Here is a 22,253-nt window from a genome sequence, read left to right as displayed (position 1 = left end):
CTCCCTCAATCGGATTTATTTTAATTGCAATGCCTCCGCCAGAGCTTCCCTTGCGTTTTTGTCTGTGGGGAAAATTTTTTCCGGCGTAATCTCGCTATAATGCAATCCTTGCAATATTGTTATTTTCTGCGGGCGGGAAAAAACCGTATAGCCTTTCATAATGAGAGAATCGACCACATACTGATTTTCATCGAATGCGACGGCGATAACGACCTTTGCCTTAAAGCGCCCTTTAGTACGGCCTATCCCGACTTTTCCCTGTTTGCAAAGGAGGTCAAAGGCTTTATTGAAGCGATTGACCTGCAGCCAGCCAAATAAAATCTGCAGTCCCCAGGCGACGGCGGCCAGTAGGATAAGCGTATTGGTTGTATTTTGCATAGATTATCTCATTTTCAGGTAAAGAATCAGGCCGCAGCCTGCATGATTATAACGTTTTTTTATTAAATGCCAATTTTTAGTGCGGGAATCGGATAAAGCTGTAAGGGATTCGCTCCGCATAGGATAAAAAAACGATAGCTAAAGGCCCGCCATAAAGACGGGCCGCTCATTCCGGCTTAGAACATTACCTGGCCGCCGGTAATATTAATGGACTGGCCGGTACAATAAGAAGCCTGTTCGCTGGCATAGAACAGCAGTACGTTTAAGACGTCCTGATAGTCGCAACCGCGTTTCAGCGGAACCTTATCGATATACACCTGTTCCACTTCGTTTTCCGGAATACCCAGTTTTTTCGCATATTGCGGAATCAGAGACTGGAACATCGGTGATTTTAACAGATTGCCCAGCATTAAGGAGTTGACGGTAATCCCGTTATCCGCTAGATCCAGTGCTAAGGATTGGGTTAATCCGACGCCGCCGAATTTTGCCGCACTATAACCGCAATTATGCTTACTGCCCACTTTACCGGATTTGGAGTTAATTTGGATAATCCGGCCTTTGATACCGTCGCGTACCATTAATTTGGCAAATTCGCGTGCGCAGAGGAAATAACCGGTCAGATTCACGGCGACGGAGAATTCGAAATCCTTTAACGGAAAGCTGGTAATAGGCGCGGCTTTTGCCACCCCGGCACTGTACACCAATAAATCCACTCGACCGAAAGCAGCGTCAACGGCCTGTGCCAGCCGGATTACGCTCTCTTCATCGGTGGCATCGACTCGGAAACCTTTTGCCGCTTCCTTACCCGTTGTTTGGTTGATTTGAGCGGCGGTTTTGTCCGCATTCTCGCCGTTTAAATCGGCGACGGCAACAAGGTATCCCTGTTGCGCCAGACCGGCGCAAAGAAAGGCGCCCAAGGTTTGTCCGCCGCCGACGACGACCGCTACTTTATTACTCATAATCTTATTCCTTATTTAACTGATTGTTACATTCTGATTCGGCTCGGAAAGCAAGGTTAAATACGTTTAATGCTTAAAACCGAACCCACTTTAATCTTATTCGGGGTATCGCCCTTAACATGGATCGTGCCGGGATATTCCGCTTCGGCGGCGGCATCGAACCGCCAGGTTACATGACCTAATTCTTTTAAGTTAAAACTGGCGACTTCGCCTACTGCGGTAATCGGGTAGCAGATTCCGTCGATATCCAAGATATCTCCCGCTTGAATATCCGCCGTTAATTCGCCATGGCTGTGGATAAAACAATAATCTTCCAAATCCGCCGGAGCTCCCTGCTTAAAGGTGATCAGCATATTTTCCGTAAGAGCGTCGGGAGCGAATTCTCCGATTTTGCTAAATGTAGTCTGATAAATAATGCTCATTATTGCTTTCCTATTGGTAATTTTCGGTGGTGAGCTTTTGCTCACCCCGAAAAAATCTTATTGATAGATAAATGCGGATACCGCCCATGCCACCAATACTGTCGGTGCACCGGTGAGGAAACGGCTGACCAATACGGAAGGTACGCCGACCCGAACCGTATCTTGTTTGGCTTCCGCCATGGAAAGACCGACCGGAATAAAGTCGCAGGCGGCTTGCGCATTAATAGCGAATAGTGCCGGTAATGCCAGTTGCGGCGGAATATTACCCAAACCGATCTGAACACCGACCAGAACGCCGATAACCTGTGCGATTACCGCCCCCGGGCCTAAGAACGGAGACAATAACGGGAAGGAACAGATTAAAGCCAGAGTTACCAAGCCGATAGGGCTGCTTGCCAAAGGGGTTAAGCCGTGAGCAATCCAGTCGCCCAGACCAGATGCGATAATAATCCCGATTAGGGCGGATACGAATGCCATAAACGGCAGAATGGTTTTCAGTACGGTGTCGATGGTATCGCGGCCGGCCTGGAAGAAAACCGCCACCACGGAACCCATGCCCATACCGATTTTTGCCAACAGACCATCACTCTGTTCAGTAATTTTTTTCGAACTGTCATATTCTTTAGCTGCGCTTTTCGGTGCGGCTTCGCTTTGCGCTTCGGCGCTCGCAACGGCAGCGACAGGTGCGGAATCGGCATCAATCAGAGTAATGTTTTCATTTTTTACCGCAGATACATAAATATCTTCCAAAATATATTCCGCCAACGGGCCGGATTTACCGGTTGCATGAATATTAATGGTCGGAATACGGCGTTTCGGATATAAACCGCAGCGCAGTACACCGCCGCAGTCAATAATTGCGACACCGATTTCTTCCTGCGGCGGCTCGCCGTTCTTAAAACCGTCCACCGCTTCCCAGCCGGTTAACTCCACCAGTCTGTCGACGATTTCCGGACGGGTGCCTGCAGTCATATACAACACTTTTTTACCTTCCACCACAGGCAGGGTTAATGGGCCGCCCCAGCCGCCGTTACCTTTTTCGATATAAATTGATTTAGCCATGATAATACTCTCCGTTTATAAGCGAACTTCGCGATCCAGGGTGATGCCCATGCGTTTTTCAAAGAATGCGGTCGTGAAGTCCGTGATCCAGCCGCGGAAGAAGTTGGTTACCATACCCACCAGTAAATAGCTCACGGCTAAAGGACCGAGCGGTAAGCCGAGGGTGGTTAAACCGTTGGCGATACCCAAATAAACGAAAAGTTCGCCCGGGTTGATATGCGGGAATAAACCGTTCATGGAATGGCAGCTGTATGAAGCGGCGGCATAATAGCTCGGTTTGTAGCGTTCGGGTAAGAAACGGCCCAAGCTCAGCGTCATAGGGTTACAGAATACGAAGGTACCGATAACCGGAAGAATCAGATAACGGGAAATCGGGTTGCCCGCACTGCGTTGAGCCAAACGTTCGATACGATGCTGACCGATAAATTTGATCAGCGCATTCATAACGACTAAAAGAGAAATAAGCAACGGTAAGATTCCGGTAACCATTCCGACGAAGGTTTCTCCGCCCTTCTGGAACAGCCCGATAAACCATTCGGCTGCGTGTGTGATGTATTCCATAATACAACCCCATAATTTCTGAATTGAAAGAAACGGCTTTTCTGATCAACTGCTAAGATGAATCATTGGGGTTATATTATTTTAAAGTGAAAGCAAAATCTGTGATTGAAATCACAAATAATGCAAAAATGTTTTATTTTGAAATATTTTTATTTCATTTTAAATTTGTTTAAACCTGATATTTACCCTTATCACCGATATCAAAATGCAGCGGCATACGCCATTTCATCAGCGCAAGCAGCAAAAATAACAGTGCGGATAAGGCGCTTAGTATCTGTAGCGGCAAGGCTTTATCCAGAATAAAGCTCAGCCATAACAGGGCCACCAACAGGGGTTGCAGATTTAGTCCGAACAGGCGGAAACAAAAGTATTCCTTGTAGCAAAGCCCGCCCAGGGTTACCAATGCACCGCCCAGCGCCAGTTCGGAGAAACCGAGCAAATGACAGATTAATGCGCCCCAGGTTGCAAACTGCAAGGGAAAACGAAAGTTTTTCAGATAAATATGTAAACAGGAAGCGCACAACAGCGCACCTATTAATAGTCCGGTTTGCGCCGGGAGGGGACGGTAAGGCAAAAAGGCGGTACCCAATGCGGCTAAGATAAAACCGCAGCGATAAAGGCTAACGGTAATGTAATCCCAGATATCCATAGGGGATTTAATATGCGGATCGGCCATAAAAACTCCTTTTAACTTATGCCATTGAAAATCAGGCTCTATCTTGCCAAAAGTGCGGTCGAAATTGCAAAGGTTTTTTTGAAAGGATACGGAGCGGCATTATACCGCTCCGTGGCAAGATATGTTTAGGAATTCAGCAATGTTACCGCTTTGATAACCACGGAAATAGCTTTTTCCTCCGTGCTTTTAATGGTGGCTTCGTCCGGAATTTCCTGCTGGGTGCGGTTGACGATAACCCCGGAAACCATACCCGCACGCAGACCTAAAGCGGCACACATGGTAAACAGCGTGGCGGATTCCATTTCATAGTTCATCACCTGCAGATCCTGCCATTGCTGCAAGGTGCCGCGATAGGCGGGATAAATTTTAGCGCTAAAGGTATCGTAGCGTTCCTGACCGGGATAAAAGGTATCGGAAGAGGCGCTGATCCCTACATAGGGTTTAATCCCCAGTGCCGAAGCGGCGTTATACAAGGCATTGGTACAGGCGAAATCCGCCACCGCCGGATATTCAAGCGGTGCAAAATGGCGGCTGGCGCCATCTAAACGCACCGCTCCGGTAGTAACCAGAATATCGCCTACCCGAATATGCGGCTGAATCGCCCCGGTGGTGCCGATACGCAGAAAGGTACGTACGCCGAGCTGAGCCAGTTCTTCTACGCAGATGGAAACGGAGGGGCCGCCGATACCGGTGGAACAAACCACCACGGGGACGCCGTTCAGATAGCCCAGCCAGGAAGTAAATTCACGGCTAGAGGCTAAGAATTTGGGTTTATCCATATGGGCGGCGATACGCTCGCTGCGGGCAGGATCGCCCGGCACTATGGCAATCTTCGCCCCTTCTAACATGGCCTGAGTTAAACCTAAGTGAAATACGTCGGACATGATTTTCTCCTTTTTATGGCGATTAAATAATTCCTTTAATATAGGCTAATATCTTTCGATAGTTAAGCCGAACCGGTTAATCAGTTTCTATATTCTAATCCATTAATTATCAGTTGGATATTGAAGGATATTCCTTGTCCGGTTATTTTCCGTTAAGTTTTAATTTTTTGATTTAGACTAAGGCATCATAAGGATAAAAATTATTATCCTTATGCTTAAAAGAATAAAGGCATTGTTTACCAGCGCCTTAGTGAGTTCAAATTCACTACCTCTTAGTAAAACAATACCTTTAGTTTCGGTATTATTCCGGCTTGCTCTTTTGTTGTCAAAGACAATGTTATGAATTTAGCTAATGTTTCCTGTAGCCCAATTCCCATTTGAAGATTAGCACTCAAATGCGGATTGTACATTCGTTGGATTGTTCAATAGCTCCTTGCAACAAGGGCGGATAAATCAGGCGTAGCCAAGAAGCGACGCAGTTATCTTTACAACAATTACTCGGGTACACCGCGCAGTAGCGCTACCGGTTTAAACGGCGGAACCGAGGTGGGGGCCGGCAGGTCGCCGAAAATTAAGATGAAAGGTTGTGGCGGCGCCGCTTTTTCATTACGCCACAGGCTGCCGATGCTAATGAGCCGGATATCCGCCGGTAGGTTGCGTAATCCTTCCTGCAGCACCGCGACGGTATTGCGCCGCGGGTGGCCTATAACCACCGCATTCCCGTGTTTTCTGGCATAGCGAATCGCTTGTTGAAACTGCGCCTGAACATCGGCGTAGGCATTGCTGTCGTCTAAGAAAATATGCCGCTGTAGTACGCCGACGCCCTGTTGTTTGGCGATTTTTCCCGCCACCGAGCGGCCGATGGTGCGGCTGTCGAGGAAAAATAAACGGTTTTTGTGCAGGCTGCGCATCAGATGGCTCATAAGGGATTCGTCGGCGGTGGCGGCACTGCCCATATGATTGTTCATGCCGATGGCGGCACTGACGATTTGTTTTGCGTTCTGCACCCGTTTTTCCACTTCGGCAGCACTCATTCCGAGGGATAAACCGCCCGCTTCGATATTATGCTTATTTAGGGCCTGCATCGGCATATGAATCAGTATATCGCGCCCCTGCTCGCTTGCCTGGCGGTTACGTTGCGCAGCATAGGGAGCGGCGGGAATAATAGCTACCGCAATTTCTTGCGGCATTGCCAGGATTTGGGCATCTTCTTTCGGGTGATAACCGATATCGTCGATCACAATGGACAGATAAGACAGCTTTGCCGCCGTTGCCGAGGAAGGCGACAGCAGAAATAAAATTATAAAAAGTATGTTAAAAAATACCGCACTTTGGAAGCGTTGCAGTCCGTTTTTCATTCCTTTATCTCAACCAATTTTGCGGATTAACCGCATTTCCCTGACGGCGGATTTCAAAGTATAGCGCCGAGCGTCCCTGTCCGCCGCTGCTGCCTACTTCGGCGATGGTCTGGCCGGCACGTACCTGATCCCCCGCCTTTACTCTAACCGCACGGTTGTAACCATATAGGGACATATCTCCCTTGCCGTGATCGATAACCACTACCAGTCCGTAGCCCTGTAGCCAGCTAGAAAGAATTACGCGCCCGTCGCTAATGGCTTTCACCGGCGTGCCGGCGGCGGCGCTGATAAGAATTCCTTTCCATCGGACTTCCCCTGCCTGTACCGCACCGAAACGGTTAATTACTTTACCCGCGGTCGGATAGGCGTATTTTCCGCTGAGGCCGGAACCGCTACGCAAGCGTTGTTGTTCTTGGGCGGTGGGTTGGTAAGGTTTGTTATTTTTCTTTTCTTCCGCCTCTTTTTTACGTGCGTAAGCTTCCCTTTCTTGGCGTTCCTGAGCCGCAGCCGCCTGCGCCGCCCGTTGAATTTCCTGGCGTAGGGCGTTCTCATTGGCTTTCAGACTGTCCAACCGAGACTGATCCCGTTCCAGGGTTTTATTGATTCGGCTTAGGGTATAGCTGCGTTCGTTTTGTACCTTTTGTAATTCCTGCTGTTGTTTTTTACGAGAAGAAAGCTGTTCCTGCTGCGCCTTTTGCTGGCTACTCATGGTTTCCTTCTGGGCGGACAGCTGGGCGCGGGTATTTTTCAGATCCTGAATCAGCTCGGCACGGGCGCGGTTCATATGGGCGTAATAGACTTTCATTCGTTCCGCCTGAGTGCTGTTATCCGATAGTAAATGCTCAATTACGGAAGAGGGGTTGCCGGAACGATAAATATTGTCCAATTGCTGCGCCAACAGTTTTTTTTGCCGCTGTTCCTGTTGCTTCAGCTGCTTAATTTGGCGCTCGGTTTCAGCGATAAGTTTACGGGTTTCCTTTAATTCGGATTCGGTCTGGCGCAGCTCGCCGAGTACATCATTAATTTTGTTTTCCTGCTGCTTTAGTGCCGATTGCAGCTTGTTTTTTTCCCGCTGCTGCTCGACGATTTTCTGCTCCTGCCGTTTGATCTGCTGCTGAATCTGCGAAAGATCCGCGCCATATGCGGAAAGGGCGCTAAAGGCGATAGATAACGACAGAGCGAATCCGGCAATATTTTTCAAAGTCAGGGGCATGGCTGAACGAGTCCTTGGTAAATCAATTTTTTGCTTGGCGTCAGGTTCGTTAAAGGTTGTTAAATATAGCATTATTTTTGCGAAAGATCAGAAAACATTGGCTTTGCGCTTTTAAACCCGAGCGTTTTTTGCTATAAAGTGCGGAGTTTTTTAATATTATCGATAAAGTAGGAGATGTTTATGGAATTAGTATTTATCCGCCACGGTTTAAGTGAATGGAATGCCCTGAATCTTTTCACCGGCTGGAGAGATGTTAATTTAAGCGAAAAAGGCGTGGAAGAAGCGAAAGCGGCGGGACGTAAATTAAAAGAAGCCGGTTTCGAATTCGATATCGCCTTTACGTCCGTACTGACCCGTGCGATTAAAACCTGTAATCTGGTGTTGGAAGAGTCTAATCAGTTGTGGGTGCCGCAGATTAAAACCTGGCGTTTGAACGAACGTCATTACGGCGGTTTACAGGGACTGAATAAAGCCGAAGCGGCGGCTCAGCACGGGGACGAACAGGTACGCATTTGGCGTCGTTCTTATGATACCTTACCACCGGTGTTGGATCCGAAAGATCCGAATTCTGCGCATAACGATCGCCGTTATGCACATTTACCGGCGGATGTGGTTCCGGATTGCGAAAACCTGAAAGTAACCTTGGAACGTGTGTTGCCGTTTTGGGAAGATCAGATCGCACCTGCCATTCTTTCCGGTAAACGTGTTCTGGTGGCTGCACATGGTAACTCCCTGCGTGCTTTAGCGAAACATATCGAAGGTATTTCCGACGAAGGTATTATGGATTTGGAAATTCCGACCGGTCAGCCATTGGTTTATACCCTGGACGAAAATCTTAAAGTGATCAGCAAACGTTATTTATAATTCCGTTTGCAGCGAACCGATAAACGCCTTTTGTGCAATGCAAAAGGCGTTTGTTTATGCGGATTTCTTCCCTTTTCCGCCGCTTTTATTCATCTTGCAGGCTATTGGAAGATCGGTAAAGTGCGGTTATACTTAACCCCTGTTTTTGATTACGACATTTATTGAGAATAACATGCAAGAATTTATGCCTATGGCAACCGAATTTGCCAAAAATCATACCATACTGGTTATCGCCTGGGTGGCGGTGTTTTTGATGCTGGTATATCATCTGGTTAAAGCGGCGACCAGTAAAATTAAAGTGGTCGGTAATGCGCAGGCCACCAGTCTGATTAATAATGAAGACGCCGTTGTTATTGATTTACGCACCATCGACGAATTTAAGCGCGGACATATTGTCAACAGTCTGCAGTTCGTACCGAGCGATATTAAAAATCACAATGTGGGTAAATTGGAACAACATAAAAACGTGCCGGTGATACTGGTTTGTGTCAACGGGTTAAGCGCACAATCCTCCGCCGAATTACTGGCAAAACAAGGATTCAGTCGCGTATATGCCCTGCAGGAAGGAATTGCGGGCTGGCGTGCGGCAAATTTACCATTAGTTAAATAAGGAAAATTCAAATGGCAGAGGAAAATCAAGTTAATTCTGAAGCAACGGAACAACAGCCGGTATTGCAAATTCAACGTATCTATGTGAAAGATATTTCTTTCGAAGCCCCTAACCTGCCGGAAATTTTCCATCAGGAATGGAAACCTAACCTGAAATTCGATTTGGGGACGGAAGCAAAACAACTGGGGGAAGATCTGTATGAAGTTTGTCTTAACCTCAGCGTGGAAACCACATTGGAAGACAGCGGCGATGTAGCTTTTATCTGTGAAGTGAAACAAGCCGGGGTATTTACCATCAGCGGTCTGGAAGATATGCAGATGGCCCACTGTCTGACTTCGCAATGTCCGAATATGTTGTTCCCTTATGCGCGGGAACTGGTTTCCAGTTTGGTAAACCGCGGTACCTTCCCGGCATTGAACCTTGCTCCGGTAAACTTCGACGCATTATTTGTTGAGCATATGCGCCGTTTAGAAGCGGAGGAAAATGCCGAAAATCAGGAAAACAAAGGCGACGTACATTAATTTAAGCGCATTCCGATCTTGGCACGGGCATAAGGCCCGTGCTATCTTTATGCCCTGATTCCCGATATTTATAACCCTTCTTTATTCAGGCGTTGCTATGCGGGGAGATAAGGCGCAGTCCGTTGTTCAAAGCTTCGAACGCAACGCCGTTTTGTACAGTTCCGGATAAAATTTTCTTGTCCGCTTTACCTATGCTCCGTTTAAGAGGTAATTCATGACAATGCCGCAATCTTCTTCCATTAGCGTATTAGGCGCCGGTTCATACGGTACCGCTCTTGCCATTGCCTTTTCACGCAACGGCTTTCCCACCTGCCTTTGGGGACATTCGCCGCAACATTGTAGGCAGCTTGCCGCCGAGCGTCGTAACCAACGGTTTTTACCTGATATTCCATTTCCCGAAGCATTAAGGATTGAAGCGGATTTAGCTGCTGCACTGGCCTGTTCGCAGGATATTCTGATCGTGGTGCCGAGCCATGTTTTCCGTGAAGTGATTGAGGTGATCAAACCCCATTTGCGTCCTTATCATCGTATTGTGTGGGCGACCAAAGGATTAGAGCGTAACAGCGGGCGTTTATTGCAAGAGGTGGTAAAGGAAATTCTGGGTGAGCGCTACCCCTTAGCCATTTTATCCGGCCCTACTTTTGCCAAAGAACTGGCGCAGGGAATGCCTACGGCTATTGCTCTGGCATCGGATAATGAGCGGTTTGCCCGAGAATTACAGGCGCGCATCCATTGCAGCAAGCATTTCCGGGTTTATATCAATCGGGATATGATCGGCGTACAGTTGGGCGGCGCGCTTAAAAATGTAATTGCTATCAGTGCCGGTATTTCCGACGGAATGGGCTTTGGTGCTAATGCTCGCACCGCATTGATTACGCGCGGCATTGCGGAAATCAGCCGTTTGGGTGTTTCTCTCAATGCGGATCCTAAAACCTTTATGGGGATGTCGGGATTGGGCGATCTGGTATTGACCTGTACCGACAACCAGTCCCGTAACCGACGTTTCGGTATGATGCTGGGACAGGGCATCGAGGCTCAGCAGGCCATGGCGGACATCGGTCAGATTGTAGAAGGTTTTTATAATACTAAAGAGGCATATTTACTGGCGCAGCGTCAGGGGGTGGAAATGCCGATCACCGAACAGATGTATCAGGTTCTATTTTGCGGCAAGCAGGCAAAAGAGGCGGCCACCGCACTGTTGAGCCGCGAACGTAAGGGAGAATAGCAAAGTGTTACCTGAAGTGTGGAAAAATATCCGCTGCGAGGCGAAGAAACTGGTTGATTGCGAACCTATGCTGGCGAGCTTCTTCCATTCAACGATTCTAAAACATAAAAATCTCAGTGGTGCGTTAAGCTATATTCTGGCGAATAAGCTGGCGACGGCAACTATGCCGGCGATTACCCTGCGGGAAATTATCGAAGATACCTATCAGGCTCAGCCGAGTATTATCGAAAGTGCGGCTTACGACATTAATGCTGTGCGTCAGCGGGATCCGGCGGTGGATTTATTATGTACGCCGCTGCTGTATCTAAAAGGCTTTCATGCGATTCAAAGCTACCGAATCACTCACTATTTATGGAATCAGGGGCGCAAGGCCCTGGCGATTTATCTGCAAAATCAGATTTCCGTGGCCTTTGATGTGGACATTCATCCGGCAGCGCGTATCGGGCAGGGAATTATGTTCGACCATGCCACCGGCATCGTGGTGGGCGAAACTTCGGTAATTGAAAATGACGTTTCTATTTTACAGGGCGTAACCCTAGGCGGTACCGGCAAAGAATCCGGCGATCGCCATCCGAAAATCCGCGAAGGCGTTATGATCGGCGCAGGTGCTAAAATATTGGGCAATATTGAAGTGGGACGTTATGCGAAAATCGGTGCCAATTCCGTGGTACTGCAGCCGGTACCGGAATATGCCACCGCCGCTGGCGTTCCGGCCAAAATTATCAGTAAAGATAAAGATGCGAAACCGGCCTTTGATATGAACCAGTATTTTATTGATGATGCCGCCGCATTAAATATCTAGGAGTAAGAGATGATCAATAAAGATACCCAACTATGTATGTCATTGGCGGGCAGACCGGGAAATTTCGGTACCAGATTTCATAATTATCTATATCGCAAACTGGGGCTGAATTTTATTTATAAAGCTTTCACCACTCAGGATATCGAACATGCGGTAAAGGGCGTGCGGGCTTTAGGTATCCGCGGTTGCGCCGTATCCATGCCCTTTAAAGAAAGTTGCATTCCGTTTTTAGACGAACTTTCGCCTTCCGCCCGGGCCATTGAGTCGGTAAATACCATTGTAAATGAGCAAGGCCATCTGAAGGCCTACAATACGGACTATATCGCCATTGAAAAGCTGATTGCCAAATACCTTACCCATAAGCAGGCTTCCGTAATCGTACATGGTAGCGGCGGTATGGCAAAAGCGGTTGTGGCGGCCTTTAAACATGCAGGTTTCGAGAATTTGCAGATATATGCGCGCAATCCGCACAGCGGCGGCTATCTGGCCGATCTTTACGCTTATTCTTATATTGATAAACTGGATAACCTGCAGGCGGATATTCTGGTGAATGTAACCCCTATCGGCATGGCGGGTGCAAAAGAAGCAGATGAGCTTTCTTTCCCGGCGGAAATGGTTGAACAGGCGCACACCCTGTTCGACGTAGTGGCGCTACCGGTAGAAACCCCGTTGATTAAACGGGCGAGGGAATTAAACAAACAGGTGATTTCAGGTGCGGAAGTCGCCGTATTGCAAGCTTTAGAACAGTTCGAACTTTATACTCATGTTCGCCCGGACGATGCCCTGGTGGCGGAAGCTGCGGCCTATGCACGGGGTTAGCGCCCGTATATAGGGACTGATGCGGGCTATAAAAAGTGCGGTCTTTTTGACCGCACTTTTTTATCCCAGAGCAAATGCGTATCGAATCAGACCGAAAGCGATAGAGCACATAATTATCCCAATCAACGTATCCAGAATACGCCAGGTATGCGGTCGCTTAAATAGCGGAAGTAGAAATCCGGCACCGTAACCCAGGCTAAAAAACCACAGAGCGGACGTACAGAGAGCGCCGAACAGAAAAAATCCTTTTTGTTCGGCGTTCAGGGTACCGGCAATACCGCCGATAATCGCAAAGCAATCCAGATAAACATGCGGATTGAGCAGGGTTACGCCGAGGGTGGCAAGAATCGTCTGTCCCAGGGAGGAGCGTCGTTCCTTTGTTTCTTCCCAATGCAATGCACTGTTGCCTCGGTAAGCGGCACGAAATGACCGCCCTCCGTATACCAATAAAAACAGTGCGCCGATAATTGCCAGAACCACAGTACTGGTGGTATGGGCGGCGATAAATGTCCCCAATCCGAATACACCGAGTGAAATCAGAATAAAATCACAAGCAAAGCAGGTTAGAATCACCGCTAAAATATGTTGTCGCAGTAGGCCTTGTTTCAGCACAAAGGCATTTTGTGCGCCGATAGCGATAATCAACCCGCCGCAAACTAAAAAGCCCTGTATAAAAGCATCCATTATTGATTTCCTTGTTTTAAACCCTTAGCTTAAATTTTGTGGCTTAAGCATAGATTGTTCTTAAAATATCGTTGATTTGTTATAGATTGATTTTAAATAATTATTTCTTATTAAATTATCTATTGTTATTTGGTTTTATATGGTTGTTTTATGATTATTATTTCTTAATGGTAAAAACTATTTTTCATTTTGTTATATAAATGTAATGAAATTTCTCCTTGCTTGTTATTTAACCTATTGTTTTAACATGGAATAATACTTGATCTGTTTTTTTTCCGGTATTTTCTACAAATTTTATCAAGCGTTTACAACATAACACAAACTCATATAATGAGCGGATCCTGCCTAAGTGTGCCTGTTTTACGGCCTTTTGGGTAAAGATGTTCAAATAATTGTATGGCAGGGAAAATTTTAATTTACAAGGGTGATCTATGAACTTTAAACAACTAGTTAACACATCATTAACTTTGACGGCAATTGTTTCTCTTTCTGCTTGTGTAAAAACCGGTATGGGAACTCATATCGAACCGCAGGGAAAAGATGTCGGTCAGCTTATCGTTTTTACCCCTAATAATTCGGGAGACGAAATCATCAGCATCGCATTAAATAATAAATTTCTTGCCGCATTGCCTTCGTCTCATCAAGTAAATCAGAATTTATGCCGGGGCGACTATACCTTGAAAGCCAGTCTTGTTTTACCTTATACGGGCAATCAGATTCGACGTATAGAAAATACCGGAACATTCACCATTAATCAAAACCAAACCACTTATATTGCAGTAGAAAGAACAACGAAAGGCTTATCGCTTTCTGCCGTGGATCAGTCCGTATGGGAAAACAGCGGAAAATTAAATACGGAAAATAAACAGCTATTACGTCGTTTACCGGCGTCTTTTTTCCAATGTGGCGCAGACAAAGCTAATTAATTTTCAGCGGTCGGTTTAAGAACGCCCTTCAAACGGATAAAGATATTATTGCTGTTTGTTCTTAAAAAGCCGATTGATATGATCGCTAAGTTAAATGATATTACTAAGACTAAGGAACCGAGATAAGGTAACCGCTAAATCGGCTTTAGCCGCTCAATTGCTCGTTGAAGACGGCATTACGGTTAACCTTATCTAATTTCGCCACCATCAAACCGCTCTTTGCGGGCGGTTTTGCGGTTGGTTTTTAACCCACCCTGCGCTTTTTGGCGCGGGGTGTTTTTTTATGCGGATTGCTGATAATGCCTTAACGCTTCGGCGATAACGTAGTACACTAGGGCGAGTTTTTGACAACCGGTCGGGAGTAAGCTATGCAACCTTATTTAATTGCGCCTTCAATTCTTTCTGCGGATCTGGCCCGGCTGGGCGAAGATGTGGCGGATGTGCTCAAGTGCGGGGCGGACGTAATTCATTTTGACGTAATGGACAATCACTACGTGCCTAATCTGACTTTCGGACCGGCGCTATGTAAGGCGTTGCGCGAATACGGTATTCAGGCGCCTATTGATGTGCATCTTATGGTGAAGCCGGTGGATCGTATTATTCCCGATTTTGCCGCTGCCGGCGCCAGTTATATTACCTTTCACCCGGAAGCGAGCGAGCATATCGACCGCACGCTACAGTTAATCCGTGATCAGGGCTGTAAATCCGGCTTGGTATTTAATCCGGCGACACCGCTCAGTTATCTGGATTATGTTATGGATAAAGTAGATATTATTCTGCTGATGTCGGTTAACCCGGGCTTCGGCGGTCAGTCTTTTATTCCTTCCACCTTAGAAAAACTGAAACAGGCGCGTCGCCGTATTGACGAAAGCGGTCTGGATATTCGCCTTGAAGTGGACGGTGGGGTAAAAACCAATAATATTGCGCAGATTGCCGCCGCCGGAGCGGATATGTTTGTTGCCGGTTCTGCGATTTTTGATCAGCCGGATTATGCGCAGGTGATTAGCCAAATGCGCGCCCAGCTTGCAACGGTAAATCGTTAGGAAAAATAATTATTAAAGCATTCAGGAGAAATAATGCGTTCGCAATTTAAATTAATCGGATTTGATTTAGACGGTACTCTGGTTAACAGCCTGCCGGATTTGGCGCTTTCGGTCAATTCCGCACTCGCGGATTTCGGTTTGCCCGCCGCTTCGGAACAACTGGTATTGACTTGGATCGGTAACGGTGCCGATATTCTGATCAGCCGCGCCTTGGACTGGGCCAAAGCTCAATCGGGTAAAAGTCTGGAACCTGAAGACGTCGCCCGTTTAAAAGAGAATTTCAACCGCTATTACGGCGAAAACCTGTGTAATATCAGCCGCCTGTATCCCAATGTAAAAGAAACGCTGCAGCAACTGAAAGCACAGGGCTTTATTTTGGCGGTGGTAACCAATAAACCTACCCGCCATGTACTGCCGGTGCTACAAGCTTTCGGTATCGACGGCTTATTCAGCGAAACTCTTGGCGGCCAGTCTTTACCGGCGATTAAACCTCATCCTGCCCCGCTTTACTATTTATGCGGTAAATTCGGTTTAACGCCGCGTCAGCTTCTATTTGTGGGTGATTCCAGAAATGATATTATCGCCGCCCATAGCGCAGGTTGTGCCGCCGTGGGGCTGACGTACGGCTATAACTACAATATTCCCATTGCCGAATCCGCACCGGACTGGGTATTCGACGATTTCGCCGATATTCTGAAAATTGTTTAAAGGCACTTAAAAGTGCGGTTAAAAATTACAATGTTTTTCCGCACCTGCCAGCCTTATAAAAGATAATGCGTTAAAAGGAAAATATTATGAAAAAACCTGTCGTACTCAGCGGGGTACAGCCTTCCGGCGAGCTGACAATCGGTAACTATCTCGGTGCCTTGCGCCAATGGGTAAAAATGCAGGATGACTATGATTGTCTGTTCTGTATCGTGGATTTACACGCCATTACCGTGCGTCAAGATCCGGAAAAGCTGCGTAAAGCCACCCTCGACGTATTGGCCTTATATCTGGCCTGCGGCATAGATCCGGCGAAAAGTACCATCTTTATTCAGTCTCATGTACCGGAGCATACCCAGCTGGGCTGGGTGCTTAACTGCTACACCTATTTCGGCGAAATGAGCCGTATGACTCAGTTTAAAGATAAATCGGCACGCTATGCGGAAAATATAAATGTCGGTTTGTTTACCTATCCGGTACTGATGGCGGCGGATATTTTGCTGTATCAGGCAGATCAGGTGCCTGTGGGGGAAGATCAGCGTCAGCATCTGGAAATTACCCGCGATATCGCCCAGCGTTTTAATGCGTTGTATGGCGAAGATCAGTTTGTTATCCCTCAGGCCTTTATTCCGAAATCCGGTGCCCGCGTGATGTCGTTGCTGGAGCCGGAAAAGAAAATGTCGAAATCCGACGAGAATCGTAATAATGTTATCGGCTTAATGGAAGATCCGAAAGCGGTAGCGAAAAAAATAAAACGGGCTATGACCGACGGCGATGAACCGCCGCAAATTCGCTACGATGTACAGAATAAGCCGGGCGTATCCAATTTGCTTGATATTCTTTCCGCCGTCAGCGGCAAGTCCGTGGCCGAGTTGGAAGCGCAGTTCGCCGGCCAAATGTACGGCCATTTGAAAACAGCGGTCGCCGATGAAGTATGTGCAATGCTAACCGAGTTACAGCAACGTTTTCATCATTACCGCAGTAATGAAGAACTGTTACTGCAAATTGCCCGCGAAGGGGCGGAAAAAGCCCGTGTCCGTGCGCGAGCCACCTTGGATAAGGTCTATCAGGCAATCGGATTTGTCGGTGCCTAATTATTAATTGTTAATATTGGAAACGGAGCATATAGGCTCCGTTTTTATTTATATAAATGAGCATATAATTTTTTGTAATGATTAAAAAAGAAAATTATTGATAGTTTGCCATCGTATTTTTATATGGGAAATTTGAAACTTCCCTGAGGTATAAAACCTGTAAATACTCTTATTATTGTTAAGATTTAATTAAATTTTTATGATTGCATTGCTATTTTTGTATTAGTTTTATCCTTTATAAGTCCGCTTTGTATTCACTCCTCCGACCAGGTGCGGTAAATTTTTAAAATTTATTTACTTTTTTTATTTTTTCATTACTATAGCCCGGCAAGTTAGCTTACTGATCTCCGATTAAGCTAATTTGTTATTATTTGACAGTTTACTGAAAGGCCAGGGATTTGGACTTTAATATGTTAGATACTACACTTTTCAATTGACAAAACTGAATAGGGAAATTGGTAATGTTATCAGCATCAATCAGCAATGCTCATTTTGATGTGCATGCTGCAATGTCCGAAACTTTAAGCGACTTTAAAAACAATCAGCACGGCGTAGCCGCCATTGAGTACGGCTTGATCGCTCTTGCTGTTGCGGTTTTTATTGTTGCCGTCCTTTATGGCGACGATAATTTTATTGTTACGCTATCCTCTAAATTAAATCAATTGGGCGATAGCGTTACCGCGCTCCGGTAATCCGACAAATAGTAGCTTTTTATCCATATTCGGAGCTATACCCGAATATAAAATCCAATCTATTACTTAATAAGGAAATTAAGATGTTATCTACATTAACGACTAAAGCTTATATTGCTGCCACCGAAGGTTTACGTAAATTTAAAGAAAACCAACAGGGTGTAACCGCTATTGAATACGGTCTGATCGCTATTGTTATCGCCGTATTTATTATTGCGGTATTCTACAAAGACGGTGGTTTTATTTCTCAATTATCTAAAAAATTCAGTGATTTAGGTAAAACTATCGCTAGCGCTGTTGTAAGCTAATAATTTAACACTAACAGCTAAATACAATTGTATTTAGCTGTTTTTTACTTAAATCGGATTGGCGTAATTAATCGGACTTCGGTTCTTTATTTGTTGAAGGGTTATATGGTAGTAGGGTATCAATGGTAAAAACATTATTAGTAACATTTCTTTATATCGCTATTGTTTTTTTGTTGATGCGCCTTTCCTGGTCCGATATTAAATACAGAATTATCAGTAATAAAATCGTCGTTTTATTATCCGCTTTATTAATTCCGTTGGCCTGGCTGCAATATCAGCAGATTTTTGTATTGCCCGCGCTGGTGGCGTTAGTTATCGGTTTTATTCTGTTTAACTTGGGCGTTATCGGTGCCGGCGACGTTAAATTGATCGCGGTGCTGATGCTGTCGCTTCCGCATGAACAGATATTGCCCTTTTTCTTTTTTACCGCATTTTCCGGTTTATTACTTATTGTTATGGGCTGGCTTTTCTACCGTAAATCCATTCGTGAAAAAGGTCTGCCTTACGGGGTCGCCATTAGTCTTGGTTTTCTGACAAATGCCCTGTTGTTCGCTTAATGACCGGAATAATATTCCCGTCATATTAAGATTTTATTAACTTAAATAAGGATTGAAAATGAACTACCGAGTTCTCTTTCTAATTTCGTTTCTTATTCTCGGCGTCGGACTGGGCGGATTATTTTTCCTGCCGTCTTCCTCGGAAAATACCGATACGGCGAATACGAACCAAAGTGCCGAAGCCCCGGTGCAGGAAACAAAGCCACAGAAATTAATTACCACCGCCGTGCTTACCCGTGATCTGAGCAAAGGCAGCCTATTGCAGGCGGAAGATTACGCCCTGTCCGAACTAAGCGTGGATGAGGATAATCCGTTGGTGGAAAATGATTTAAAACAAATGCTGGATGCCGCCGGCAATCAGTCGGTGCAGGGTTTTCTGCTTAATGAAAATATGGCACAGGGATCTTTGTTATCTAAAAATACCCTGATTTCTCCGCAAGATCCTCGTTTTCTGCTATCTACCTTAGATCCGAAAACCGAAGTGGCTTACCGTATCTATATTGCCTCTGCGGACGCTTATTTATTGGATACGGTACGTGTTGCCGACAATGTGGCGGTATTTTCCCAGCAAACCGCCAAGGGAGTGGACAGTGCCGACAGAAACGAATTAATCAAGGTGATTGATAAGGTTTCGGTTTTATATAGTAAAGCTTTTTCCGATGAGGAAGCTAAGGCTGCCGGCGACGGAGAAACCGTCGGTTATATTACGGTGAAAGCGGATGCCGCACAGGTACAGAAACTTTACTCCGTGGTTAAGGATGCAAAATTAATTGTATTGCCGAGCGAACAACAGGATTCGGTCAATCATCGCGGTATGTTTATTCGAAAATTAAGAGGGCAATAGGATGCTGAATACGAAAAAGACATGGATGTCCACCCTGATCGGGATGGCATTGGCATTTGCGTCATATAACGCTTTTGCACAAACCTTTAATCTGGAAAAGGGGCAGAGCCGTTTAGTCGAATCGAAAACCAAAATCGATACGGTATTCGTTTCCGCACCGGAAGTGGCGGACTATGAAATTCTGGATGATTACAGTTTTATGATTTATGCCAAGGGCGAGGGGACTTCGGAAATTACCGCCTTTGACGCCCAAGGACGGGAACTGAGTTCGGATACGGTAAAAGTCAATGATGCATTAAACAATATCAGCGATACCAATCGTCAGATTAAGGCAAGATTTCCGAATACCGGACTTTCGGTGAAAAAAGTCGGTAAAGCCTATGTGGTGGAAGGGAAAGCCGCTTCCGCACACGAACGTGATGAAGTAAACCGTATTGTGGGCGCTTCATTGGGTTCCGCTCCTAAGGTTACCGAATATACCTTAAAACGCGACGGTGCCGATGATGAGAGAGTTCCTTTTTTGGATAAATACAGCTACGACGATGTAATCAATAATTCACAGGTCGAAGATAACGTACAGATTAATGTGAAACTAACCGTGGTGGAAATCAGTAAAAGATTTTCCGATGCCTTGGGCATTAACTGGAATAATGCCGGCGGTAATCTGTTGAGAAACCTAGGTAAAAGCTTCTCCGGTTCGGCTGCTTTCGGTGGCACCTCCGGCGGTTCGCTATCCCTGATTAATGCAGACGGTTTAAGCATCTTTATTAATGCCTTGGATAACCAGAATAACGGTAAGATCCTGGCGGAACCTAATATTTCCATGTTATCGGGAGAAACGGCGGATATTTTAGTGGGGGGAGAAATTCCTTTCGCACAGCGCGATCGAGACGGTAACCCTTCCATTATCTATAAGGATTTCGGGATTAAACTGGCAGTGGGTGCCAAATTGCAGAAAGACAACCGGATTCGGTTATTGTTGGCTCAGGAAGTCAGTACCATTGCCGGAAACTATCAGTATGAGCGAATCGGCAGCGTTCCGTTTTTTAATACGCGCCGTTCCAAATCCACCTTTGAAATTGCAGACGGAGAAAGCTTTATTATCGGCGGCTTACTCAGTAAAGATGATATAGAAGGTTTATCAAAGATTCCGGTTTTAGGTGATATTCCGATTTTGGGCTCACTTTTCCGCAATGCTTCAACCTCGCGGGAAAGCAGAGAATTGGTGATTGTAGCGACGGTAAATCTGGTTAAGCCGGTAAATGAAAATCAAATTGTGTATCCGAGCTTTGAACAAACCGGAACCATGGAGCGTTTCTTTAACCTAACCCCGTTTAAAAAAGTGTATCAGAAAACACTTACCTCTAATTTCCTGAAAAACGGAGGATTTATTCAATGAGAAAATTTTTAGCCTTATGGCTCCTGAGTGCTTTATCCGTTCCTGCGTTTGCCGCAATGGACGAACTGGTGAAAGATATTAATATCGTTCAACCTTATCAGAGTAAAGACGCACCGCATTTTTTATCGGTGAATCGCTATGCGTTGAAGGAAAGAAGCGAACTTGGTTTACATAATCTCGTGCGTGATGTGGTACGGGATATGGGGTCGGATAAATCCAAACAGGTGAAGATTATCTGGGCGGATAAAGCACAAAGACTGTATGCGGAAAGCGTTCGTAACGCACTGGCGGCCAAAGGAATAAAAAATATTCGTATGGTGGCCAATGCCGGTAAAGGCGCGATGGTTTACCCGCTGTTCGTGGAAGTGCAGCATTTCGGGGCAAGAACTGTAGATTGTCGCTTTGATACTGCGGAAGATATGATGAGTTTTGACAGTTATAATCCTTGTGCGACAAAAAATAACTACAGAATTCAGCTAAAAAATTAATAAAACAGCAGGCACGGATTAGCTATGTTATTACTTGATAAAGAAAGTGCGATTACGGATAGCGCACGCAAGATTATTATCCTGTCCGACCGGGAAGATCTGCAGATGCAGATTGCGCAATTATTGCGTACGCGCGGTTTAGAGAATATCGAAATTATCAGTGCGGATTTCTTATCTGACGATAATATTTCGTTTTCGGCGGAAGAAACTGTCGGAGTTATTGCGGATATCAAAAACGAAACGGCGATTTCCGTCGTTTCCGAGCGGGTGAACGCCATTGTGCCGCAAAATATGTGGTGCTGCATTGTAGGTACCTGCGATTCCATCGCAATGGCGCAGAAGTTGCTGAATGACGGTATCTTATATTTCAACTCGGATTCGCAGCTCAGACAGATGGTGGAGAAAATCATTTCTTCCGGGATTAATATCCCGCGTACCAGACATACCATCAAAATATGCGTTCTCGGCTGTAAGGGCGGAATTGGCGCAAGCTTTATTTCTTCTCATATCGCCAATCAGATCGCCTTAAATAAAAAGGTGCCTATTTTATTGGCGCAGGGTCCTAAGGGTTCACAGGATTTGGATCTGCTGTTTGATAAAAAAATTCAAGGCGATATCGTCGAATATATGCCGAATTTGGATTTGTTTAAGGGCGAGCCCGTAAGTTTGGAAAGTTCGGTAACGGATAAGTATAACTTTATCGTCTATGATCAGCCGATTTTTAATGTGGATAAGGATCATTTCGGCGAATTTTTCGACTACAGCAATAGTTTTATCTTAGTGGTCGATCGTCGTATTTCTTCACTGCGTGTAGCCAAGCAGTTCTTAGAACAATGCGAACGAATCCGCAATACAACGGGCAAGCCGATTCGTACCTTTATCTGTGTTTCCGACACTTCGCTGGAAAAATCCAAATTAATCGCGAAAGCGGATATCGAGGCGTTGTTGGGCTGCTCCGTCGATGCGGTGATTCCTTTCCTAAAACAAACTGAAAGCAAGGATGTTATTTCAGTGAATTTAGGCCGAAACGGGCAAAAAGAAATAAACACTTTATCAATGAAGGTGATCGGCGTACTTTCGCGTACTTCGAAACGTAGTGAAAATAAAGGATTATTCTCTTCAATTAGCCGTACTTTATTTAAATAATAAGTAGGTAGCG

Annotated in this window: 27 protein-coding genes; 17 read left to right on the top strand and 10 right to left on the bottom strand. The window is 45.8% G+C overall.

Translation table 11 applies throughout. The features are described 5' to 3' along the window. Positions 1–15 precede the first annotated feature (15 nt). The 9 genes from gutM to envC all read right to left on the bottom strand — a co-directional run bounded on the left by gutM (position 16) and on the right by envC (position 7,513). Positions 16–378, bottom strand: coding sequence for a transcriptional regulator GutM (gutM, locus tag EDC45_RS06515; RefSeq protein WP_133544690.1), 363 nt, complete (start codon positions 376–378; stop codon positions 16–18). Between the two features lie 176 nt (positions 379–554). Further along, entirely contained in the window at positions 555–1,337 is a 783-nt protein-coding gene (gene srlD, locus EDC45_RS06510) for a sorbitol-6-phosphate dehydrogenase (RefSeq protein ID WP_133544688.1), read from the bottom strand. 56 nt (positions 1,338–1,393) lie between these two features. Further along, the gene (gene srlB, locus EDC45_RS06505) at positions 1,394–1,759 is read right to left on the bottom strand and encodes a PTS glucitol/sorbitol transporter subunit IIA (protein WP_133544686.1); all 366 of its coding nucleotides are present in this window, start codon (positions 1,757–1,759) and stop codon (positions 1,394–1,396) included. Between the two features lie 57 nt (positions 1,760–1,816). Then, positions 1,817–2,821 (bottom strand): PTS glucitol/sorbitol transporter subunit IIB, encoded by a 1,005-nt coding sequence (gene srlE / locus EDC45_RS06500; protein ID WP_133544684.1) that lies wholly within the window; start codon positions 2,819–2,821, stop codon positions 1,817–1,819. A 15-nt stretch (positions 2,822–2,836) separates the two neighbouring features. After that, positions 2,837–3,385, bottom strand: a complete 549-nt coding sequence (gene srlA, locus EDC45_RS06495) for a PTS glucitol/sorbitol transporter subunit IIC (protein ID WP_133544682.1) — start codon at positions 3,383–3,385, stop codon at positions 2,837–2,839. A 166-nt stretch (positions 3,386–3,551) separates the two neighbouring features. Beyond that, positions 3,552–4,058: a DUF2301 domain-containing membrane protein gene (locus EDC45_RS06490; protein WP_133544680.1), complete on the bottom strand. Its 507-nt coding sequence runs from the start codon at positions 4,056–4,058 to the stop codon at positions 3,552–3,554. 125 nt (positions 4,059–4,183) lie between these two features. After that, positions 4,184–4,942 carry a uridine phosphorylase gene (gene udp / locus EDC45_RS06485; protein WP_133544678.1) on the bottom strand — a complete coding sequence of 253 codons (759 nt, stop codon included), beginning with the start codon at positions 4,940–4,942 and terminating at the stop codon, positions 4,184–4,186. Positions 4,943–5,436: 494 nt separating this feature from the next. Next, entirely contained in the window at positions 5,437–6,300 is an 864-nt protein-coding gene (locus EDC45_RS06480) for a divergent polysaccharide deacetylase family protein (RefSeq protein ID WP_133544676.1), read from the bottom strand. Positions 6,301–6,304: 4 nt separating this feature from the next. Further along, a complete protein-coding gene (gene envC, locus EDC45_RS06475; RefSeq protein WP_133544828.1) occupies positions 6,305–7,513 on the bottom strand; it encodes a murein hydrolase activator EnvC in 1,209 nt (402 codons plus the stop codon). 180 nt (positions 7,514–7,693) lie between these two features. Here envC and EDC45_RS06470 point away from each other — a divergent pair, with 180 nt between their 5' ends. From EDC45_RS06470 to EDC45_RS06445, 6 genes are all read left to right on the top strand, one after another. Next, the gene (locus tag EDC45_RS06470; protein WP_133544674.1) at positions 7,694–8,377 is read left to right on the top strand and encodes a 2,3-diphosphoglycerate-dependent phosphoglycerate mutase; all 684 of its coding nucleotides are present in this window, start codon (positions 7,694–7,696) and stop codon (positions 8,375–8,377) included. A gap of 172 nt (positions 8,378–8,549) precedes the next feature. Beyond that, positions 8,550–8,987, top strand: a complete 438-nt coding sequence (locus EDC45_RS06465) for a rhodanese-like domain-containing protein (protein WP_133544672.1) — start codon at positions 8,550–8,552, stop codon at positions 8,985–8,987. An 11-nt stretch (positions 8,988–8,998) separates the two neighbouring features. After that, positions 8,999–9,508 (top strand): protein-export chaperone SecB, encoded by a 510-nt coding sequence (gene secB / locus EDC45_RS06460; RefSeq protein WP_133544669.1) that lies wholly within the window; start codon positions 8,999–9,001, stop codon positions 9,506–9,508. 214 nt (positions 9,509–9,722) lie between these two features. Next, positions 9,723–10,733 (top strand): NAD(P)H-dependent glycerol-3-phosphate dehydrogenase, encoded by a 1,011-nt coding sequence (gene gpsA / locus EDC45_RS06455; protein ID WP_133544667.1) that lies wholly within the window; start codon positions 9,723–9,725, stop codon positions 10,731–10,733. Between the two features lie 4 nt (positions 10,734–10,737). Then, positions 10,738–11,535, top strand: coding sequence for a serine O-acetyltransferase (cysE, locus tag EDC45_RS06450; RefSeq protein WP_133544665.1), 798 nt, complete (start codon positions 10,738–10,740; stop codon positions 11,533–11,535). A gap of 9 nt (positions 11,536–11,544) precedes the next feature. After that, positions 11,545–12,354 carry a shikimate 5-dehydrogenase gene (locus EDC45_RS06445; RefSeq protein ID WP_133544663.1) on the top strand — a complete coding sequence of 270 codons (810 nt, stop codon included), beginning with the start codon at positions 11,545–11,547 and terminating at the stop codon, positions 12,352–12,354. A 60-nt stretch (positions 12,355–12,414) separates the two neighbouring features. On the opposite strand, the gene EDC45_RS06440 is transcribed toward EDC45_RS06445, so the two are convergent. Continuing rightward, entirely contained in the window at positions 12,415–13,038 is a 624-nt protein-coding gene (locus EDC45_RS06440; protein ID WP_133544661.1) for a LysE/ArgO family amino acid transporter, read from the bottom strand. A 431-nt stretch (positions 13,039–13,469) separates the two neighbouring features. On the opposite strand from EDC45_RS06440, the gene EDC45_RS06435 reads away from it, so the two are divergent. From EDC45_RS06435 to EDC45_RS06385, 11 genes are all read left to right on the top strand, one after another. Next, on the top strand, positions 13,470–13,964 hold the full coding sequence (locus EDC45_RS06435) for a hypothetical protein (RefSeq protein ID WP_133544659.1): 495 nt from the start codon (positions 13,470–13,472) through the stop codon (positions 13,962–13,964). Positions 13,965–14,332: 368 nt separating this feature from the next. Further along, complete coding sequence (rpe, locus tag EDC45_RS06430) at positions 14,333–15,007, top strand: ribulose-phosphate 3-epimerase (RefSeq protein ID WP_133544657.1); 675 nt, start codon at positions 14,333–14,335, stop codon at positions 15,005–15,007. A 33-nt stretch (positions 15,008–15,040) separates the two neighbouring features. Next, positions 15,041–15,715 (top strand): phosphoglycolate phosphatase, encoded by a 675-nt coding sequence (locus tag EDC45_RS06425; RefSeq protein WP_133544655.1) that lies wholly within the window; start codon positions 15,041–15,043, stop codon positions 15,713–15,715. Positions 15,716–15,801: 86 nt separating this feature from the next. Beyond that, positions 15,802–16,806, top strand: a complete 1,005-nt coding sequence (gene trpS, locus EDC45_RS06420) for a tryptophan--tRNA ligase (RefSeq protein ID WP_133544653.1) — start codon at positions 15,802–15,804, stop codon at positions 16,804–16,806. A gap of 461 nt (positions 16,807–17,267) precedes the next feature. Beyond that, complete coding sequence (locus EDC45_RS06415; RefSeq protein ID WP_243728772.1) at positions 17,268–17,498, top strand: Flp family type IVb pilin; 231 nt, start codon at positions 17,268–17,270, stop codon at positions 17,496–17,498. Between the two features lie 83 nt (positions 17,499–17,581). Continuing rightward, positions 17,582–17,806, top strand: a complete 225-nt coding sequence (locus tag EDC45_RS06410; RefSeq protein ID WP_133544651.1) for a Flp family type IVb pilin — start codon at positions 17,582–17,584, stop codon at positions 17,804–17,806. A 122-nt stretch (positions 17,807–17,928) separates the two neighbouring features. Beyond that, positions 17,929–18,363 (top strand): A24 family peptidase, encoded by a 435-nt coding sequence (locus EDC45_RS06405; RefSeq protein ID WP_133544649.1) that lies wholly within the window; start codon positions 17,929–17,931, stop codon positions 18,361–18,363. 58 nt (positions 18,364–18,421) lie between these two features. Further along, entirely contained in the window at positions 18,422–19,207 is a 786-nt protein-coding gene (locus EDC45_RS06400) for an SAF domain-containing protein (RefSeq protein ID WP_133544647.1), read from the top strand. A 1-nt stretch (position 19,208) separates the two neighbouring features. Continuing rightward, positions 19,209–20,606 carry a type II and III secretion system protein family protein gene (locus EDC45_RS06395; RefSeq protein WP_133544645.1) on the top strand — a complete coding sequence of 466 codons (1,398 nt, stop codon included), beginning with the start codon at positions 19,209–19,211 and terminating at the stop codon, positions 20,604–20,606. Further along, positions 20,603–21,094 (top strand): protein RcpB, encoded by a 492-nt coding sequence (locus EDC45_RS06390; protein ID WP_133544643.1) that lies wholly within the window; start codon positions 20,603–20,605, stop codon positions 21,092–21,094. Before EDC45_RS06395 ends, EDC45_RS06390 begins: the two co-directional genes overlap by 4 nt. Before the next feature lie 24 nt (positions 21,095–21,118). After that, positions 21,119–22,240, top strand: a complete 1,122-nt coding sequence (locus EDC45_RS06385; RefSeq protein WP_133544641.1) for a CpaE/TadZ family protein — start codon at positions 21,119–21,121, stop codon at positions 22,238–22,240. Positions 22,241–22,253 lie beyond the last annotated feature (13 nt).

This window comes from Mesocricetibacter intestinalis, from assembly GCF_004363295.1.
Classification (GTDB): Bacteria; Pseudomonadota; Gammaproteobacteria; order Enterobacterales; family Pasteurellaceae; genus Mesocricetibacter; species Mesocricetibacter intestinalis.
Note: the sequence above shows the minus strand (reverse complement) of the source record. Positions and strands in the feature narration are given on the sequence as shown.

Excerpts from the sequence above, each read along its gene's own strand:
- EDC45_RS06480 (WP_133544676.1), bottom strand. The coding sequence starts at position 6,300 with ATGAAAAACGGACTGCAACGCTTCCAAAGTGCGGTATTTTTTAACATA.
- udp (WP_133544678.1), bottom strand. The coding sequence starts at position 4,942 with ATGTCCGACGTATTTCACTTAGGTTTAACTCAGGCCATGTTAGAAGGG.
- gutM (WP_133544690.1), bottom strand. The coding sequence starts at position 378 with ATGCAAAATACAACCAATACGCTTATCCTACTGGCCGCCGTCGCCTGG.
- secB (WP_133544669.1), top strand. The coding sequence starts at position 8,999 with ATGGCAGAGGAAAATCAAGTTAATTCTGAAGCAACGGAACAACAGCCG.
- EDC45_RS06425 (WP_133544655.1), top strand. The coding sequence starts at position 15,041 with ATGCGTTCGCAATTTAAATTAATCGGATTTGATTTAGACGGTACTCTG.
- EDC45_RS06470 (WP_133544674.1), top strand. The coding sequence starts at position 7,694 with ATGGAATTAGTATTTATCCGCCACGGTTTAAGTGAATGGAATGCCCTG.
- EDC45_RS06445 (WP_133544663.1), top strand. The coding sequence starts at position 11,545 with ATGATCAATAAAGATACCCAACTATGTATGTCATTGGCGGGCAGACCG.
- EDC45_RS06415 (WP_243728772.1), top strand. The coding sequence starts at position 17,268 with ATGTTATCAGCATCAATCAGCAATGCTCATTTTGATGTGCATGCTGCA.
- envC (WP_133544828.1), bottom strand. The coding sequence starts at position 7,513 with ATGCCCCTGACTTTGAAAAATATTGCCGGATTCGCTCTGTCGTTATCT.
- EDC45_RS06390 (WP_133544643.1), top strand. The coding sequence starts at position 20,603 with ATGAGAAAATTTTTAGCCTTATGGCTCCTGAGTGCTTTATCCGTTCCT.
- EDC45_RS06440 (WP_133544661.1), bottom strand. The coding sequence starts at position 13,038 with ATGGATGCTTTTATACAGGGCTTTTTAGTTTGCGGCGGGTTGATTATC.
- EDC45_RS06435 (WP_133544659.1), top strand. The coding sequence starts at position 13,470 with ATGAACTTTAAACAACTAGTTAACACATCATTAACTTTGACGGCAATT.
- EDC45_RS06405 (WP_133544649.1), top strand. The coding sequence starts at position 17,929 with ATGGTAAAAACATTATTAGTAACATTTCTTTATATCGCTATTGTTTTT.
- EDC45_RS06395 (WP_133544645.1), top strand. The coding sequence starts at position 19,209 with ATGCTGAATACGAAAAAGACATGGATGTCCACCCTGATCGGGATGGCA.
- EDC45_RS06490 (WP_133544680.1), bottom strand. The coding sequence starts at position 4,058 with ATGGCCGATCCGCATATTAAATCCCCTATGGATATCTGGGATTACATT.
- EDC45_RS06465 (WP_133544672.1), top strand. The coding sequence starts at position 8,550 with ATGCAAGAATTTATGCCTATGGCAACCGAATTTGCCAAAAATCATACC.
- srlB (WP_133544686.1), bottom strand. The coding sequence starts at position 1,759 with ATGAGCATTATTTATCAGACTACATTTAGCAAAATCGGAGAATTCGCT.
- rpe (WP_133544657.1), top strand. The coding sequence starts at position 14,333 with ATGCAACCTTATTTAATTGCGCCTTCAATTCTTTCTGCGGATCTGGCC.
- srlE (WP_133544684.1), bottom strand. The coding sequence starts at position 2,821 with ATGGCTAAATCAATTTATATCGAAAAAGGTAACGGCGGCTGGGGCGGC.
- EDC45_RS06400 (WP_133544647.1), top strand. The coding sequence starts at position 18,422 with ATGAACTACCGAGTTCTCTTTCTAATTTCGTTTCTTATTCTCGGCGTC.
- EDC45_RS06410 (WP_133544651.1), top strand. The coding sequence starts at position 17,582 with ATGTTATCTACATTAACGACTAAAGCTTATATTGCTGCCACCGAAGGT.
- srlD (WP_133544688.1), bottom strand. The coding sequence starts at position 1,337 with ATGAGTAATAAAGTAGCGGTCGTCGTCGGCGGCGGACAAACCTTGGGC.
- EDC45_RS06385 (WP_133544641.1), top strand. The coding sequence starts at position 21,119 with ATGTTATTACTTGATAAAGAAAGTGCGATTACGGATAGCGCACGCAAG.
- trpS (WP_133544653.1), top strand. The coding sequence starts at position 15,802 with ATGAAAAAACCTGTCGTACTCAGCGGGGTACAGCCTTCCGGCGAGCTG.
- gpsA (WP_133544667.1), top strand. The coding sequence starts at position 9,723 with ATGACAATGCCGCAATCTTCTTCCATTAGCGTATTAGGCGCCGGTTCA.